The organism is Stenotrophomonas sp. PvP093 (assembly GCF_017876915.1).
Classification (GTDB): Bacteria; Pseudomonadota; Gammaproteobacteria; order Xanthomonadales; family Xanthomonadaceae; genus Stenotrophomonas; species Stenotrophomonas muris.
Genome location: NZ_JAGIOX010000004.1, coordinates 3,760,809 through 3,775,234, shown reverse-complemented (window position 1 = coordinate 3,775,234; position 14,426 = coordinate 3,760,809). Strand labels below are relative to the sequence as shown.

The following is a 14,426-nucleotide window of genomic DNA, read 5'->3' as shown; positions in this document are numbered from 1 at the left end:
GTCGATCCATCGTGGAGTTTCCCGTGACAGCCCAGACCGCCGGCGGTGCCCCCGCCATCACCATCTATTCCACCGCCGTCTGCCCGTACTGCGTGGCCGCCAAGAACTTCCTGAAGAGCAAGGGCCAGCAGTGGACCGAGGTCCGCATCGACCTGGACCCGGCCGAGCGCGAGAAGATGATGGCGCTGACGCGCCGCACCAGCGTGCCGCAGATCTTCGTCGGCGACGTCCATGTCGGCGGCTACGACGACATGATGGCCCTGCACCGTGAAGGCAAGCTCGAGCCGCTGCTGGCCGGGCAGGGCCAGGCATGAGCGCGGCCGACGACGGCAGCAAGGACCGCATCGCCGAGTTCACCGAGTTCCGCAAGCGCATGAACGAGCGGATCCTGGGTGAGCCGAACCAGGTGGTGCGCCGCTTCTTCGCGCTGGACACGCAGACCTACCAGACCGGCGCGCTGGACGTGAAGACCAAGGAGCTGCTGGGCCTGGTGGCCTCGATGGTGCTGCGTTGCGACGACTGCATCAGCTATCACGTGGCCCAGTGCAAGGACGCCGGCGTGACCCGCGAGGAGTTCTTCGAGACCTTCTCGGTCGGCCTGGTGGTGGGCGGATCGATCGTGATCCCGCACCTGCGCCGCGCGGTCGACTTCCTCGACCAGCTTGAAGGTGGCGCCGCCGCCCCGGCAGCGCACGAGCACTGAGGGGCGTGCCGGCCGCTGGCCGGTATTCCCTGAATCCGGCATGGCCGGGGTTGCCGGCCAGCGGCCGGCACTACCGCACCCGCGAGGGGCCTTCCCACGATCCAACAGCCCAGGAGCCCCCTTGTTGTTCAAGGGGGCGCGCCGACAGGCGCGGGGATAAGGCGGAATGCGCGGGCAATTCTGCCTGGGCCGGGCACTGGGACCATGGTCTATTTGGGACCTCGGCCCCGGCTCAGGCATAATTGCCGGTGAAACTTCCTTTGCGCCGGCGTTTCCGGGCACGTCCGGACGGCGTTTTTCCCCCTGTTCGGAACATCGATCAATGACGCAGAAAATTACGGTCATCCGCGGCGACGGCATTGGCCCGGAAATCATGGACGCCACCCTGTTCGTGCTCGACCAGCTCAAGACTGGCCTGGAGTACGAAGACGCCGACGCCGGCCTGGTGGCCCTGGAAAAGCACGGCGACCTGATGCCGGCAGTGACCCTGGAATCGATCGCGCGCAACAAGGTCGCGCTGAAGAGCCCGCTGACCACCCCGGTCGGTGGTGGCTTCACCTCGATCAACGTCAGCCTGCGCCGCCACTTCGACCTGTACGCCAACGTGCGTCCGGCCCACACCTTCCCGAACACCAAGTCGCGTTTCGACAACGTCGACCTGATCACCGTCCGTGAGAACACCGAAGGTGCCTACCTGGCCGAAGGCCAGGAAGTGTCGGCCGACGGCGAAACCGCCTTCTCCGGCACCCGCATCACCCGTAAGGGCTCCGAGCGCATCGTGCGCTACGCCTTCGAGCTGGCCAAGAGCACTGGCCGCAAGAAGGTCACTGCCGTGCACAAGGCCAACATCATCAAGTCGACCTCGGGCCTGTTCCTGAACGTCGCCCGTGAAGTCGCCGCACAGTACCCGGAGATCGAGTTCCAGGAAATGATCGTCGACAACTGCTGCATGCAGCTGGTGATGCGTCCGGAACAGTTCGATGTGATCGTCACCACCAATCTGTTCGGCGACATCATCTCCGACCTGTGCGCCGGCCTCGTCGGCGGCCTGGGCCTGGCCCCGGGTGCCAACATCGGCAAGGACGCGGCGATCTTCGAAGCCGTGCACGGCACCGCGCCGGACATCGCCGGCCAGGGCAAGGCCAATCCGTGCGCGCTGCTGCTGGCAGCCGCGCAGATGCTGGACCATGTCGGCCAGCCGGAAAACGCCGAGCGCCTGCGCAAGGCCATCGTGGCGACCATGGAAGCCAAGGATTCGCTGACCGGCGACCTGGGCGGCACCGGCACCACCATGAGCTTTGCCCAGGCCATCGCCAGCCGCCTGTAAGCGGCCGGCCGACCTCGGTTGGATCCACAGCGGGGCGCCTTCGGGCGCCCCGTTGCGTTGTGGGCCGGCCCGGTAGGTCCACGCCGTGCGTGGAATGGCGGGGCCTTGGTCCGCAGCCACCCATGGGGTGGCTCTACAGGGGAATTGTCTGTGCGTACATTGCACAGATCATGTGCCGCTACGCAGCTGGTTCGTGCGTCACGCGCTCCGCATCCTGTGCCCACTTCCCAACGCACTGGAGCTCGAACATGAACCTCACCGCCTTCGGCCTGGCCAGCCTGATCGGCATGGCCACCACCGCCCCGGTCGCCGCCGCCGAGCCGGCCCATCCCACCATCCGCCACATGGCTGGCGCGCCGGTCGCGACCTCGCTGGATGCGGCAAAGACCGCCGTGCTGGTCATCGACTTCCAGAATGAGTACTTCGATGCCACGGCCGCACCGGGCTTTGCCGGTGGCCGCATGGTCATTCCCGATGGCGTGGCCGCGCTGCGGCAGGCGAAGCGGGTGGTCGAATTCGCCGATGCCCATGGCATCCGCGTGATCCATGTGCAGCACGTGCTGCCGGCGGGTGCGCCGCTGTTCGCACAGGGCAGCGTCAATGCTGCCTTCCATCGCGACCTGCAGCCGCGCCAGGGCGAGACCGTGGTGCAGAAGGACAATGTCAGCGTGTTCGCCGGCGCGTCCTCCACCGTGCTCGACCCGCTGCTGAAGAACGCCGGCATCGACACCCTGATCGTCACCGGCCTGCAGACCCATGCCTGCGTGGCTGGTGCCGCGCGCGACGCGGCGGCCGCGCCCCGTGGTTACCGGGTGATCGTCTCGTCCGATGCCAGCGCCAGCCGTGACTTGGACCTGGCTGGCGGCCGGCGCATCGGCCATCGCACGCTGCATGAAGCCGCTCTGGCCCAGATCGAGGACGCCTTCGGCGATGTCATGACGACTGACGCGATCCTGGCACTGCCGGTGCGCTAGGCCGGCGACGGCGCTTGATAAGCTGGCGGGGCCCGCATGCCGCGGGCTCCGCCACGTGGAGCTGCCCGCCGATGGATCACTTCGCTGCCCTGCGTGCACTGCGCGCCATCGTCGATGCGGGCAGCTTCACCGCGGCAGCCGAGCGCCTCGGTACCACCCACTCGGCGATGTCGCGGCAACTGCGGCAGCTGGAAGAACACCTGCAGGTGCGCCTGCTCGATCGCAACAGCCGCCGGCTGTCGTTGACCGAGGCCGGGCGCGACTACTACCGTGAGGCGGCAACGCTGCTGGACCGCCTGCAGGAAGCCGACGACCGTGCCCGTGCCGGGCAGGCGCAGCCCAGTGGAAGCGTGCGGATCAGCGTGCCGCAGGTGGTGGCCAGCCAGGAGCTGCCGCACTGGCTGCCGTCATTCCTGCAGCGTTACCCCCAGGTCACGCTGGACCTGTCGGCCGATGACCAGCTGGTCGATGTGGTCGGTGGTGGTTTCGACCTGGCCCTGCGCATCGCGGCTTCACTGCCGGACAGCCAGCTGGTCGCGCGCGAGCTGGCCAGCTGCCCGCGCATCCTGGTCGCCGCACCGGCCTACCTGGCACACCACGGACTGCCGCGGCAGGCAGCGGACCTGGCTCATCACACGCTGCTGGGTTTCAGTCCCACGCCAGCAATGCCGCCCTGGCAGTTGCAGGGGCCGCGCGGCGCAACCGCGAGCATCGAAGCCGGGCAGCGCCTGCGCGTGGATGCCACGCCCGCACTGTACGCCGCCGCGCTGGCCGGCATGGGCATCAGCCTGTTCACCGCCTTCACCGTGCAGGAGGACCTGCGCACCGGTCGTTTGATCCGCGTGCTGCCGGCCTGGCATGCCGGCCAGCGACGCTACTTCGCGCTGTATCCGCATGCACGTGCGCTGGCGCCCAAGGTGCGTGCGCTGGTCGAGCATCTCGCGGCGCACTACGCTGCACAGGTGAGCGCGGCAGGGTAGTCGCGCGGTTGCAGCCGGGGTGGTGATGGAGTCGGTGTATCTGCTGGTCGTGCTCGGCGCGATCGTCGCCGGATTCGTGCAGGGCCTGTCCGGTTTCGCCTTCGGGATGGTGGCGATGTCGTTCTGGGCGTGGGGGCTGGAGCCGCGCCTGGCGGCTACGCTGTCGGTGTTCGGCGCGCTGGTCGGTCAGCTGGTGGCAGTGTTCACCGTGCGGCGTGGCTTCAACCTGCGCCTGCTGCTGCCGTTCGTGCTGGGTGGGCTGGTGGGCATTCCGCTCGGCGTGATGGTACTGCCACACCTGGACATGGACTGGTTCAAGGCGCTGCTGGGCGGCTTCCTTGCGCTGTGGTGCCCGGTGATGCTGATGGCGCGATCATTGCCGCCGATCCGCGTGGGTGGTCGCATCGGTGACGCGATCGCCGGCATGGCAGGTGGGGTGCTCAGCGGCATCGGCGGTTTCGCCGGACCGGTGCCGACGCTGTGGAGCACGCTGCGTGGCTTCGGCAAGGACGAGCAGCGCGCGGTCATCCAGAACTTCAACCTGGCGATGCTGGCAGTGACCATGGCCACCTATGTCGGCAGCGGCCTGGTGAGCCGGCAGATGCTGCCGTACTTCGCCATCGTGGCGCCGGCGATGCTGGTGCCGACCCTGCTGGGTGCGCGCGTCTACATCGGCATCAGCGAGGCGCGCTTCCGGCAGATCGTACTGAGCCTGTTGACCGCTTCGGGCATCGCATTGCTGGCGTCGTCGATGCCGGTGCTGCTGGCGCGGCCGTAACCGGTTGAACGTCAGGTCGGGCGGAACATGCGGAAGCGCTGTCCGGCGCCGATGCGGAAGTAGTCGGCAGGCCCGCCGCCGCGCAGGATCGGGGCCGCCGCAGCGGTGTCGTAGATGCCATCGACCAGCAGCCGTTCATCGATATGCACCGTCACCACTTCGCCCAGCACCAGCCAGCCGTTGGTGTCCTGGCCGGCGGCATCGCGCAGGCGGACGATCTGCGTGCAGCGGCATTCCATGCTTACCGGGCTCTGTGCCACGCGGGGCGGCGTGACCTGCGTTGAGGCCAGTGGCGTCAGGCCGGCAAGGACGAACTCGTCGACATCCGGCGCGACCGCACGGCAGCTTTCGTTCATCGCCTCGGCCAGGTCGAAGGTGGCCAGGTTCCAGACGAATTCACCGGTGGCTTCAATGTTGCGCAGCGAGTCTTTGCGGCCCTGGCTGGAGAAGCCGATGATCGGCGGGGTGTAGTTGAAGGCGTTGAAGAAGCTGTAGGGCGCCAGGTTCAACGTGCCCTGTGCGTCGCGGCTGGAAATCCAGCCGATCGGGCGCGGGCCGATGATGGCGTTGAACGGGTCATGCGGCAGACGGTGGCCCTCTGCCGGGCGGTAGCTGTGGAAGGTGTCGGGCATGGGGGCAGGGGACGTGTGGGCTTGCTCGACTCTACAAAAAAGCCGCGACCCTTGCGGATCGCGGCTTGTCTCTCTCGGCGTGGCTGGACTCAGCGCTGCTGGATCTTCGACAGCAGGCGCAGGAACTCCACATACAGCCAGACCAGGGTCACCATCAGGCCAAATGCGCCATACCACTCCATGTACTTCGGCGCGCGCTGGGCCACGCCGGTTTCGATGAAGTCGAAGTCCAGCACCAGGTTCAGCGCCGCCACGACCACCACGAACAGGCTGAAGGCGATGCCCAGCCAGCTGGAGTCGTGGATCACCGGCACGTTGATGTTGAAGAAGCCCAGCACGAACGAGGCCAGGTAGAGCAGGGCGATGCCGCCGGTGGCGGCGACCACGCCCAACTTGAAGTTCTCGGTGGCCTTGATCACGCCGCTGCGGTACGCGAACAGCAGCGCAAACAGGGTGCCGAAGGTCAGCAGCACGGCCTGGAACACGATGCCCGGGAACTTGGCGTTGAACAGGGCCGAGATGGCGCCTAGGAACACGCCTTCCACCAGCGCGTACATCGGCGCGGTGACCGGCGACCATTCCTTCTTGAAGATGGTGATCAGCGCCAGCACCAGGCCGCCGATGGCGCCGCCCATGGCATACAACCTGGCTCCGGCCATGACCTGGCCGTAGTCGTCGATGGTCTGGTTCCAGGCGAAAGCGGCCGTCAGCACGGTCAACAGCAGCAGGAAACCGGTCTTGTTGACGGTGCCGTTGAGGGTCATTGCCTGGTCGGGGCTGGTCACCACCGAACCGCTGGCGAGGTCGAGGAAGGTCGACTCGGAAAGAGCCGGGTTGCCGCTGCGCATGCGTGTTCTCCGTGCGAATGAGGGTCAGGACGGCCATCCGGCCGATGGGCGTGAGCATAGCCGATGACTGCTTTCGGCGTTGTGGCAGGCCGCGGAACTGCGCATCCTTCGTTGACAGTTCCCAACGCGCTTGGCGACAATGACCAACTCCCCGGGCCTGACCCGAGGGGATTGCAAGACCGGGGTATAGCGCAGTCTGGTAGCGCGCCTGCTTTGGGAGCAGGATGTCGGGGGTTCGAATCCCTCTACCCCGACCAATCCCACGTCACGTCGGATTGGACACCGTTCCGGTTCGGGCGCCCGTAGCTCAACTGGATAGAGCACCGGCCTTCTAAGCCGGCGGTTACAGGTTCGATTCCTGTCGGGCGCGCCATTGGCGGGACAGCGGGATCGCATCGGCGGATGTGAAGAAGTGCTTGCAAAAGCGTAAAGACTCCACCAGAATATCGGACTCGCTTCGGCGGACCGGAACTTCGGTGACAGTCTCCAGGCAAGGTTTCAAGGTTCCAGTGCTGGCGGTATCGGCGGTGGAGCGAAAGTTTCAGTGGTGGCTGTAGCTCAGTTGGTTAGAGTACCGGATTGTGATTCCGGTGGTCGGGGGTTCGAATCCCCTCAGCCACCCCACTGATTCAACCGCATCGGCGCAGCCGAAACGGTATTGCAATAAACAGAAAGCACGCTACAATGTGCGTCTGAGTTTCACGGGCCGTTAGCTCAGTTGGTAGAGCAGTTGACTCTTAATCAATAGGTCCAAGGTTCGAATCCTTGACGGCCCACCAAAACGGAAGCCACCTGGTACGCCAGGTGGCTTTTTTCTTATAGGTGTGACCCTTTCGTTTCAATGGGCCACACGTTGCAGGGCCCCGCCTGGCGTGGATCTGCAGCGCATCGGGATCGCAGTGCTGGTTTCAACGATGTTGAAGAAAGTGCTTGCACCCACCGAGCGGATCGGGTCATAATTCGCGCCCCGATTTCGGGCTGTTAGCTCAGTTGGTAGAGCAGTTGACTCTTAATCAATAGGTCCAAGGTTCGAATCCTTGACAGCCCACCAGACGAAAGCCACTTGGTCATCCAGGTGGCTTTTTTCTTGCCCGTACGCCGGGTTGCGCTTCATCCACGCATGGCGTGGATCTACTGAAGCAGTGCTGAAATCAGGGGCATACGCGTCATCAGTGTTTTCAATGCTGTGCACTGCTTCTCACCGCATGGCGTCCTGCATCGCACCCAATAGATCTTCCGCGCTGATGGCGCATGCAGGAAGGAAGATGTTGATGGCTGAGATCACTCGATTGCACGGCACGGTGTGGGTTCCCTTCGCGTTGATGGCACTGGCGGCCTGCACGCCGGGCAATGATCCTGCGCAGGCTGTCGAGCGCGATGCGGGCGCAGAGCGCATTCCGGCGCGCCAGATCGACGACGCCATGCAGTTGCGGCCGGCCCGGCCCGCGGAGGGGGAGGTCCTGCCCGGCGCGGTGGACGTACAGCGCAATGCGGACGGTTCGGTGGATGTGCGCAGGGCTGCGCCGGCGTCGGTGGCCCTGCGTCGCACCGACGATGGGGGCGTGGAGGTCCGGAAGGTGGATGCGGCCGTCGACCCGGGCTCAGGCGCGGCGCCGGCCCGCACGGTACCGCAGCAGTAGGCTGCGGCCAGCCCGGCGGGTCGCGCACCCGCCGGGCTGGCCGCGATGCAGCGATGGCGCGGAGCGTAGTGGATTCAGCTTTGTGCAGGCCTTCCGATTCCAGTCGCCGCCTGCGACAATGAACACCTGTGCCGGCCACGCGAAAGTGGCGGAATTGGTAGACGCCCTGGATTTAGGTTCCAGTGCCGCAAGGCGTGGGGGTTCGAGTCCCCCCTTTCGCACCAGTGCCGGCCTGTCCCCGCCCTGATCGGGCCATCGGCGCCCCCTTGACCGGCACGCGCTGGCAGTGCAGGCCGAATTGGGCGAAACTAAAGGGCTGCGGCAAGCAGGCGCGTCCCAGACGTCGTGTCCTAACAACCGTTTCATCCCAATCATCGAGCCGGGGGCCTGGGCCACCGGTGGCAGGAGTCAACATGCAAGCTTCGATCGAATCCACCGGCAACCTGGAACGCCGCCTGAGCTTCTCGCTGCCGGAAGAGCGTCTGCAGAGCCACATCGCCGGCCGCCTGGGCGAAATCGCCCGTACCACCCGCATCAAGGGGTTCCGTCCGGGCAAGGTGCCGGCCAAGGTGATCGAGCAGCGCTTCGGCGCGCAGGTCCGTGGCGAGGCGCTGGACGGCCTGCTGCGCGAGACCTTCGACGCGGCCGTGCGCGAGCACGACCTGCGCGTCGTCGGCAGCCCGCGCATCGACAAGGGCGACGAGGGTGAGTTCTCCTTCGTGGCCACCGTGGAAGTGGTGCCGGACTTCGGCGACATCGACGTCAGCAAGCTGACCGTCGTGCGCCACACCGCCGAGATCACCGACGCCGACATCGACCAGATGATCGAGAACCTGCAGAACCAGCGTCGCACCTGGGCCCCGGTCAGCCGTGGCGCGCAGGACGGCGACCTGGTCGCGGTGGAAACCTGGTCGCAGGCCGGCGAAGAGCGCCTGCCGGCCGAGGGCACCGAGAAGGGTTCGATCGTGCTCGGCCAGGGCATGATGTTCGACACCATCGAAAAGGGCCTGGTCGGCCTGGCCAAGGGCGAAGAGAAGACCCTGGACGTCGAGTTCCCGGCTGACTGGCGCGTGCCGGTGCTGGCCGGCAAGACCGTGCAGGTCACCGTCAAGGTTGCCGAAGTGTCCGAGCCGGTCGTGCCGGCGGTCGACGAAGCCTTCATCAAGAGCTTCGGCGTGAAGGGTGGCGACGTCGAGCAGTTCCGCAGCGACATCCGCGCCAACCTGGAGCGTGAGCTGAAGGGCGCGCTGATGAACCGCCTGCGCCGCGAAGTGGGCGAGCAGCTGATCGCGGCCTACTCGTCGGTGGAAATGCCGCCGCGCCTGGTCGAGAACGAAGCCCGCGCCATGCTGGCCCAGCAGGTCGAGCAGCTGCGCCGCAACGGCCAGAACGTCGGCGAGATCCCGGCCGATGCCCACGAAGGCTTCAAGGACGCCGCCGCCAAGCGCGTGCTGGTCGGCCTGCTGGTCGGTGAAGTGGCCCGCATCAACGACCTGCGCCTGGAAGCCAAGCGCCTGAACGAAACGATGCGTCTGATCGCCTCGACCTACGAAGAGCCGGAGCAGGTCATTGAGATGTACCGCAACGACCCCCAGCTGATGTCTGGCCTGCAGAACCGTGTGATGGAAGAGCAGGTGATCGACTGGATCGCCGAGCGTGCCCAGCACACCGAAGAGAAGCTGTCGTTCCAGGACGCGATCCGCCAGTAAGCCGGCGGATCACCGGATGCCCCGCGCCTTTGCCGGCGCGGGGTTGTTGCCCCCCAAGATAGGTACCTCACGTAATGGACAACCGAACCAAAGCCCTGAACCTGGTTCCGATGGTGGTCGAGCAGACCAGCCGCGGCGAGCGTGCCTACGACATCTATTCGCGCCTGTTGAAGGAGCGCCTGATCTTCCTCGTGGGCCCGATCGACGATCACATGGCCAACGTGGTGGTGGCGCAGTTGCTGTTCCTGGAATCGGAGAACCCGGAAAAGGACATCAACATCTACATCAACTCGCCGGGTGGCGTGGTCACCGCCGGCATGGCGATCTACGACACCATGCAGTACATCAAGCCGAATGTGAGCACCACTTGCATCGGCCAGGCCGCCTCGATGGGCGCCCTGCTGCTGGCCGCGGGCGAAGCCGGCAAGCGCTATGCGCTGCCGAACTCGCGCGTGATGATCCACCAGCCGCTGGGCGGCTACCAGGGCCAGGCCACCGACATCGACATCCACGCGCGTGAGATCCTGACCCTGCGTTCGCGCCTGAACGAGATCCTGGCCAAGCACACCGGCCAGTCGCTGGAGACGATCGCCCGCGACACCGAGCGCGACAACTTCAAGAGCGCCTTCGAGGCGCAGGCCTACGGTCTGGTCGACCAGGTCCTGGAGCGTCGTCCGGATGAGTCGATCCAGGCCGGTTGACCGGCCTTCACGGGGCCAGGGAGGCCCCGTTCCTGCAGGGTCGGGCGGGACTGGTGTCCCCTCGGCCCTGTGCTATTCTCGAATCGAACCCCCGTTCAGCGGGTGGGGTAACTGGGTAAGCGAAGCATGAGCGAAGACCGCCAAGGTCGTTCCACGGACACCGGCAAGATCCTCTACTGCTCTTTCTGCGGCAAGAGCCAGCATGAAGTGCGCAAGCTGATTGCGGGTCCGAGCGTATTCATCTGCGATGAGTGCGTGGAGCTGTGCAACGACATCATCCGTGAGGAACTTGAGGAAAAGGCGCAGTCGGCGCGCAGTTCGCTGCCCAAGCCGCGCGAGATCCTCGAGGTCCTGGACCAGTACGTGATCGGCCAGAACCGCGCCAAGCGCACCTTGGCCGTGGCCGTGTACAACCACTACAAGCGCATCGAGAGCCGGCAGAAGAACGACGACGTCGAACTGGCGAAGTCGAACATCCTGCTGGTCGGCCCGACCGGTTCGGGCAAGACGCTGCTGGCCGAAACCCTGGCCCGCCTGCTCAACGTGCCGTTCACCATGGCCGACGCCACCACGCTGACCGAAGCCGGTTACGTGGGCGAGGACGTGGAGAACATCATCCAGAAGCTGCTGCAGAAGTGCGACTACGACGTCGAGAAGGCACAGCAGGGCATCGTCTACATCGATGAAATCGACAAGATCTCGCGCAAGAGCGAGAACCCGTCGATCACCCGCGATGTGTCCGGCGAAGGCGTGCAGCAGGCCCTGCTGAAGCTGATCGAAGGCACCGTGGCCAGCGTTCCGCCGCAGGGCGGGCGCAAGCATCCGCAGCAGGAATTCCTGCAGGTGGACACCAAGAACATCCTGTTCATCTGCGGCGGCGCGTTCGCCGGGCTGGACAAGGTGATCCAGGCCCGTTCCACCGACGTCGGCAGCATCGGCTTCGGCGCCAAGGTGAAGAGCAGCGAGCGCAAGCAGGAAGTGGGCAAGGTGCTGGCCGAAGTCGAGCCGGAAGACCTGATCAAGTTCGGCCTGATTCCGGAGTTCGTCGGCCGCCTGCCGGTGGTGGCGACCCTGGAGGAGCTGGACGAGCCGGCCCTGATCAAGATCCTGACCGAGCCGAAGAACGCCATCACCAAGCAGTTCAAGAAGCTGTTCGAGATGGAGAACGTCGAGCTGGAGTTCCGTCCGGACGCGTTGTCGGCCATCGCCAGGAAGGCGCTCAAGCGCAAGACCGGTGCCCGTGGCCTGCGCACCATCGTCGAATCGGTCCTGCTGGACACCATGTACGACCTGCCGTCGCAGGAAAACGTCAGCAAGGTGGTGGTGGACGAATCGGTGATCGAGCACAAGTCCGAGCCGTACCTGATCTACCAGACCCCGGCGGTCCCTGAACAGAAGGCCGCAGGCGCCGAGTGATCCTTCCAGGTTGTTGATTGGAAAGGATTTTCAAGGAATGCCTTGCATCTGAAAGCCGATGGCCCCATAACGGGGCCATCGGCTTTTTTTGTCTCCGGAAGATGCCCTCCCGGAGGCGGTTTTCCCCCTTCCCTGGAGCCCCCATGGCCCGTTCCCCAAGTGAAACCCTCGACCTGCCGGTCCTGCCGCTGCGCGACGTAGTGGTGTTCCCGCACATGGTCATTCCGCTGTTCGTCGGCCGTGACAAGTCCATGCACGCGCTCGAACAGGCAATGGAGGCGGACAAGCGCATCCTGCTGCTGGCGCAGAAGTCGGCCGAAACCGACGACCCGCATGCGGCCGACCTCTACCAGGTCGGTACGCTGGCGCAGGTGCTGCAGCTGCTGAAGCTGCCCGACGGCACCATCAAGGTGCTGGTCGAAGGCCTGTCGCGCGTGCAGGTCACCCACGTTGACGAGCGCAACGGCTCGCTGCACGGCCAGGCCGTGGAGATCGACGCCAGCGACGAGCGCGAAGCGCGCGAGGTCGAGGCGATCGCCCGCTCGCTGATGTCGCTGTTCGAGCAGTACGTGAAGACCAACCGCAAGCTGCCGCCGGAACTGCTGCAGACGCTGTCGGGCATCGATGAGCCGGCGCGCCTGGCCGACACCATCGCCGCGCACATCAGCGTGCGCCTGGCCGACAAGCAGCGCCTGCTGGAAACGCTGGCCGTCGGTGACCGCCTGGAGATGCTGGTCGGCCTGGTCGACGGCGAGATCGACGTGCAGCAGATGGAGAAGCGCATCCGCGGCCGCGTGAAGTCGCAGATGGAGAAGAGCCAGCGCGAGTACTACCTCAACGAACAGATGAAGGCCATCCAGAAGGAACTGGGTGACCTGGACGATGCGCCTGGCGAGCTGGAAGAGCTGGCGCGCAAGATCGCCGAGGCCGGCATGCCGAAGGCCGTTGAGGCCAAGGCGCGCAACGAGCTGAACAAGCTCAAGCAGATGTCGCCGATGTCGGCCGAAGCGGCGGTCGTGCGCAACTACCTGGAGTGGTTGCTGGGCGTGCCGTGGAAGAAGCGCAGCAAGGTTCGCAAGGACCTGAAGGTGGCGCAGGACACCCTCGATGCCGATCACTACGGGCTGGAGAAGGTCAAGGAACGCATCCTTGAATACCTGGCGGTGCAGTCGCGCGTGAAGCAGATGAAGGGCCCGATCCTGTGCCTGGTCGGGCCGCCGGGCGTGGGCAAGACCTCGCTGGGACAGTCCATCGCCAAGGCCACCAACCGCAAGTTCGTGCGCATGTCGCTGGGCGGCGTGCGTGACGAGGCCGAGATCCGTGGCCACCGTCGCACCTACGTCGGTTCGATGCCGGGCCGCATCGTGCAGAACCTCAACAAGGTCGGCAGCAAGAACCCGCTGTTCGTGCTCGACGAGATCGACAAGATGTCGATGGACTTCCGCGGCGATCCGTCCTCGGCGTTGCTGGAAGTGCTCGACCCTGAGCAGAACAACGCGTTCAACGACCACTACCTGGAAGTGGACCTGGACCTGTCTGAAGTGATGTTCGTGGCCACCTCGAACTCGCTCAACATTCCCGGGCCGCTGCTGGACCGCATGGAAGTGATCCGCATCCCCGGCTACACCGAGGATGAGAAGCTCAACATCGCCACCCGTTACCTGGTGCCCAAGCAGGTCAAGGCCAACGGCCTGCAGCCGGAAGAGCTGGAGATCGGCAGTGACGCCATCCAGGACATCGTGCGCTACTACACGCGCGAGTCGGGCGTGCGCAACCTGGAACGCGAGATCGCCAAGATTTGCCGCAAGGTGGTGAAGGAGATCGCGCTGGCCGGCCCGCAGCCGGTGAAGGCGAAGAAGGGCGCGAAGAAGAAGGCGCTGGTGAGCGTGTCCAGCAAGAACCTGGACAAGTACCTGGGCGTGCGTCGCTTCGACTTCGGCCGTGCCGAGGAAGAGAACGAGATCGGCTTGGTCACCGGCCTGGCCTGGACCGAGGTGGGTGGCGATCTGCTGCAGATCGAATCGACGCTGGTGCCGGGCAAGGGCCAGCTGATCCTGACCGGCCAGCTCGGCAACGTGATGATGGAATCGGCTTCAGCGGCGCTGTCGGTGGTGCGTTCGCGCGCCGTCGGCTTCGGCATCGACAGCGACTTCCTGCAGAAGCACGACGTGCACCTGCATGTGCCCGATGGCGCTACGCCGAAGGACGGCCCGAGTGCCGGCGCGGCGATGGTCACCTCGCTGGTATCGATGCTGACCAAGGTGCCGGTGCGTGCCGACGTGGCGATGACCGGCGAGATCACCCTGCGTGGTCGCGTCACGGCCATCGGTGGACTGAAGGAGAAGCTGCTGGCCGCACTGCGTGGCGGAATCCGCACGGTCATCATTCCCGAGGAGAACCGCAAGGACCTGGCCGACATCCCGGCCAACGTCACCCGCGATCTGGAGATCGTGCCGGTGAAGTACATCGAAGAAGTCCTGGACCTGGCGCTGGAGCGTCCGTTGGCACCGAAGAAGGCGCGCAAGAGTGCGCAACGTGTCACGGTGCGCAGCAAGGCCAAACCGAGTGGAAACGCGCGCGTCAAGCATTGACGCGCGCTGTCCAATGGCCCGAAACCCGCGTCGTTGCTGGCTTTCCAGCTTGCGTGGGGGTAGGGCCACTGGTATAAAAGCAGCACTCGCGAATGAGTGATCGCAGTCTGGCGATCGCTGAATTCGG

13 protein-coding genes and 6 tRNA genes are annotated in these 14,426 nt (G+C 65.4%); 17 read left to right on the top strand and 2 right to left on the bottom strand.

Translation table 11 applies throughout. The annotated features are described in order from the left end of the window. Positions 1–23 precede the first annotated feature (23 nt). The 6 genes from grxC (at position 24) to J3A72_RS20315 (ending at position 4,762) form a co-directional block, all read left to right on the top strand. Complete coding sequence (gene grxC / locus J3A72_RS20340; RefSeq protein ID WP_004154541.1) at positions 24–314, top strand: glutaredoxin 3; 291 nt, start codon at positions 24–26, stop codon at positions 312–314. Continuing rightward, positions 311–703, top strand: coding sequence for a carboxymuconolactone decarboxylase family protein (locus J3A72_RS20335; protein WP_209572141.1), 393 nt, complete (start codon positions 311–313; stop codon positions 701–703). Before grxC ends, J3A72_RS20335 begins: the two co-directional genes overlap by 4 nt. 322 nt (positions 704–1,025) lie before the next feature. Continuing rightward, on the top strand, positions 1,026–2,030 hold the full coding sequence (locus tag J3A72_RS20330) for an isocitrate dehydrogenase (protein ID WP_014036138.1): 1,005 nt from the start codon (positions 1,026–1,028) through the stop codon (positions 2,028–2,030). 248 nt (positions 2,031–2,278) lie between these two features. After that, positions 2,279–3,004, top strand: coding sequence for a cysteine hydrolase (locus J3A72_RS20325; protein ID WP_075076706.1), 726 nt, complete (start codon positions 2,279–2,281; stop codon positions 3,002–3,004). Positions 3,005–3,075: 71 nt separating this feature from the next. Beyond that, positions 3,076–3,984 (top strand): LysR family transcriptional regulator, encoded by a 909-nt coding sequence (locus J3A72_RS20320; protein ID WP_075076705.1) that lies wholly within the window; start codon positions 3,076–3,078, stop codon positions 3,982–3,984. Between the two features lie 25 nt (positions 3,985–4,009). Next, the gene (locus tag J3A72_RS20315; protein ID WP_075076704.1) at positions 4,010–4,762 is read left to right on the top strand and encodes a sulfite exporter TauE/SafE family protein; all 753 of its coding nucleotides are present in this window, start codon (positions 4,010–4,012) and stop codon (positions 4,760–4,762) included. Positions 4,763–4,773: 11 nt separating this feature from the next. Here the strand turns inward: J3A72_RS20315 and J3A72_RS20310 are convergent, their stop codons facing one another. Both J3A72_RS20310 and J3A72_RS20305 read right to left on the bottom strand, forming a co-directional pair. Further along, positions 4,774–5,394 carry a flavin reductase family protein gene (locus J3A72_RS20310; RefSeq protein ID WP_014646094.1) on the bottom strand — a complete coding sequence of 207 codons (621 nt, stop codon included), beginning with the start codon at positions 5,392–5,394 and terminating at the stop codon, positions 4,774–4,776. 89 nt (positions 5,395–5,483) lie between these two features. Next, a complete protein-coding gene (locus J3A72_RS20305; protein WP_014646095.1) occupies positions 5,484–6,242 on the bottom strand; it encodes a Bax inhibitor-1/YccA family protein in 759 nt (252 codons plus the stop codon). Positions 6,243–6,422: 180 nt separating this feature from the next. Here J3A72_RS20305 and J3A72_RS20300 point away from each other — a divergent pair. The 11 genes from J3A72_RS20300 to lon all read left to right on the top strand — a co-directional run bounded on the left by J3A72_RS20300 (position 6,423) and on the right by lon (position 14,299). Then, positions 6,423–6,499: transfer RNA gene (locus J3A72_RS20300), tRNA-Pro, on the top strand. Positions 6,500–6,538: 39 nt separating this feature from the next. Continuing rightward, positions 6,539–6,615, top strand: a tRNA-Arg gene (locus J3A72_RS20295). 174 nt (positions 6,616–6,789) lie between these two features. Further along, a tRNA-His gene (locus tag J3A72_RS20290) sits at positions 6,790–6,866 on the top strand. 79 nt (positions 6,867–6,945) lie between these two features. Further along, a tRNA-Lys gene (locus tag J3A72_RS20285) sits at positions 6,946–7,021 on the top strand. A 196-nt stretch (positions 7,022–7,217) separates the two neighbouring features. Further along, a tRNA-Lys gene (locus J3A72_RS20280) sits at positions 7,218–7,293 on the top strand. A 220-nt stretch (positions 7,294–7,513) separates the two neighbouring features. Further along, on the top strand, positions 7,514–7,882 hold the full coding sequence (locus J3A72_RS20275; protein WP_014646096.1) for a hypothetical protein: 369 nt from the start codon (positions 7,514–7,516) through the stop codon (positions 7,880–7,882). Between the two features lie 139 nt (positions 7,883–8,021). After that, positions 8,022–8,106, top strand: a tRNA-Leu gene (locus J3A72_RS20270). A gap of 189 nt (positions 8,107–8,295) precedes the next feature. Continuing rightward, positions 8,296–9,591, top strand: a complete 1,296-nt coding sequence (gene tig / locus J3A72_RS20265; RefSeq protein WP_032961818.1) for a trigger factor — start codon at positions 8,296–8,298, stop codon at positions 9,589–9,591. Between the two features lie 74 nt (positions 9,592–9,665). Continuing rightward, positions 9,666–10,292, top strand: a complete 627-nt coding sequence (gene clpP / locus J3A72_RS20260; RefSeq protein WP_019659528.1) for an ATP-dependent Clp endopeptidase proteolytic subunit ClpP — start codon at positions 9,666–9,668, stop codon at positions 10,290–10,292. 126 nt (positions 10,293–10,418) lie between these two features. Continuing rightward, positions 10,419–11,708, top strand: coding sequence for an ATP-dependent Clp protease ATP-binding subunit ClpX (gene clpX, locus J3A72_RS20255; RefSeq protein WP_014646099.1), 1,290 nt, complete (start codon positions 10,419–10,421; stop codon positions 11,706–11,708). 143 nt (positions 11,709–11,851) lie between these two features. Then, on the top strand, positions 11,852–14,299 hold the full coding sequence (gene lon / locus J3A72_RS20250; RefSeq protein ID WP_209572140.1) for an endopeptidase La: 2,448 nt from the start codon (positions 11,852–11,854) through the stop codon (positions 14,297–14,299). Positions 14,300–14,426 lie beyond the last annotated feature (127 nt).

Coding starts and splice junctions, on each gene's coding strand:
- lon (WP_209572140.1), top strand. CDS start 11,852: ATGGCCCGTTCCCCAAGTGAAACCCTCGACCTGCCGGTCCTGCCGCTG.
- J3A72_RS20335 (WP_209572141.1), top strand. CDS start 311: ATGAGCGCGGCCGACGACGGCAGCAAGGACCGCATCGCCGAGTTCACC.
- J3A72_RS20330 (WP_014036138.1), top strand. CDS start 1,026: ATGACGCAGAAAATTACGGTCATCCGCGGCGACGGCATTGGCCCGGAA.
- clpP (WP_019659528.1), top strand. CDS start 9,666: ATGGACAACCGAACCAAAGCCCTGAACCTGGTTCCGATGGTGGTCGAG.
- tig (WP_032961818.1), top strand. CDS start 8,296: ATGCAAGCTTCGATCGAATCCACCGGCAACCTGGAACGCCGCCTGAGC.
- J3A72_RS20275 (WP_014646096.1), top strand. CDS start 7,514: ATGGCTGAGATCACTCGATTGCACGGCACGGTGTGGGTTCCCTTCGCG.
- J3A72_RS20315 (WP_075076704.1), top strand. CDS start 4,010: ATGGAGTCGGTGTATCTGCTGGTCGTGCTCGGCGCGATCGTCGCCGGA.
- clpX (WP_014646099.1), top strand. CDS start 10,419: ATGAGCGAAGACCGCCAAGGTCGTTCCACGGACACCGGCAAGATCCTC.
- J3A72_RS20325 (WP_075076706.1), top strand. CDS start 2,279: ATGAACCTCACCGCCTTCGGCCTGGCCAGCCTGATCGGCATGGCCACC.
- J3A72_RS20310 (WP_014646094.1), bottom strand. CDS start 5,394: ATGCCCGACACCTTCCACAGCTACCGCCCGGCAGAGGGCCACCGTCTG.
- J3A72_RS20305 (WP_014646095.1), bottom strand. CDS start 6,242: ATGCGCAGCGGCAACCCGGCTCTTTCCGAGTCGACCTTCCTCGACCTC.
- J3A72_RS20320 (WP_075076705.1), top strand. CDS start 3,076: ATGGATCACTTCGCTGCCCTGCGTGCACTGCGCGCCATCGTCGATGCG.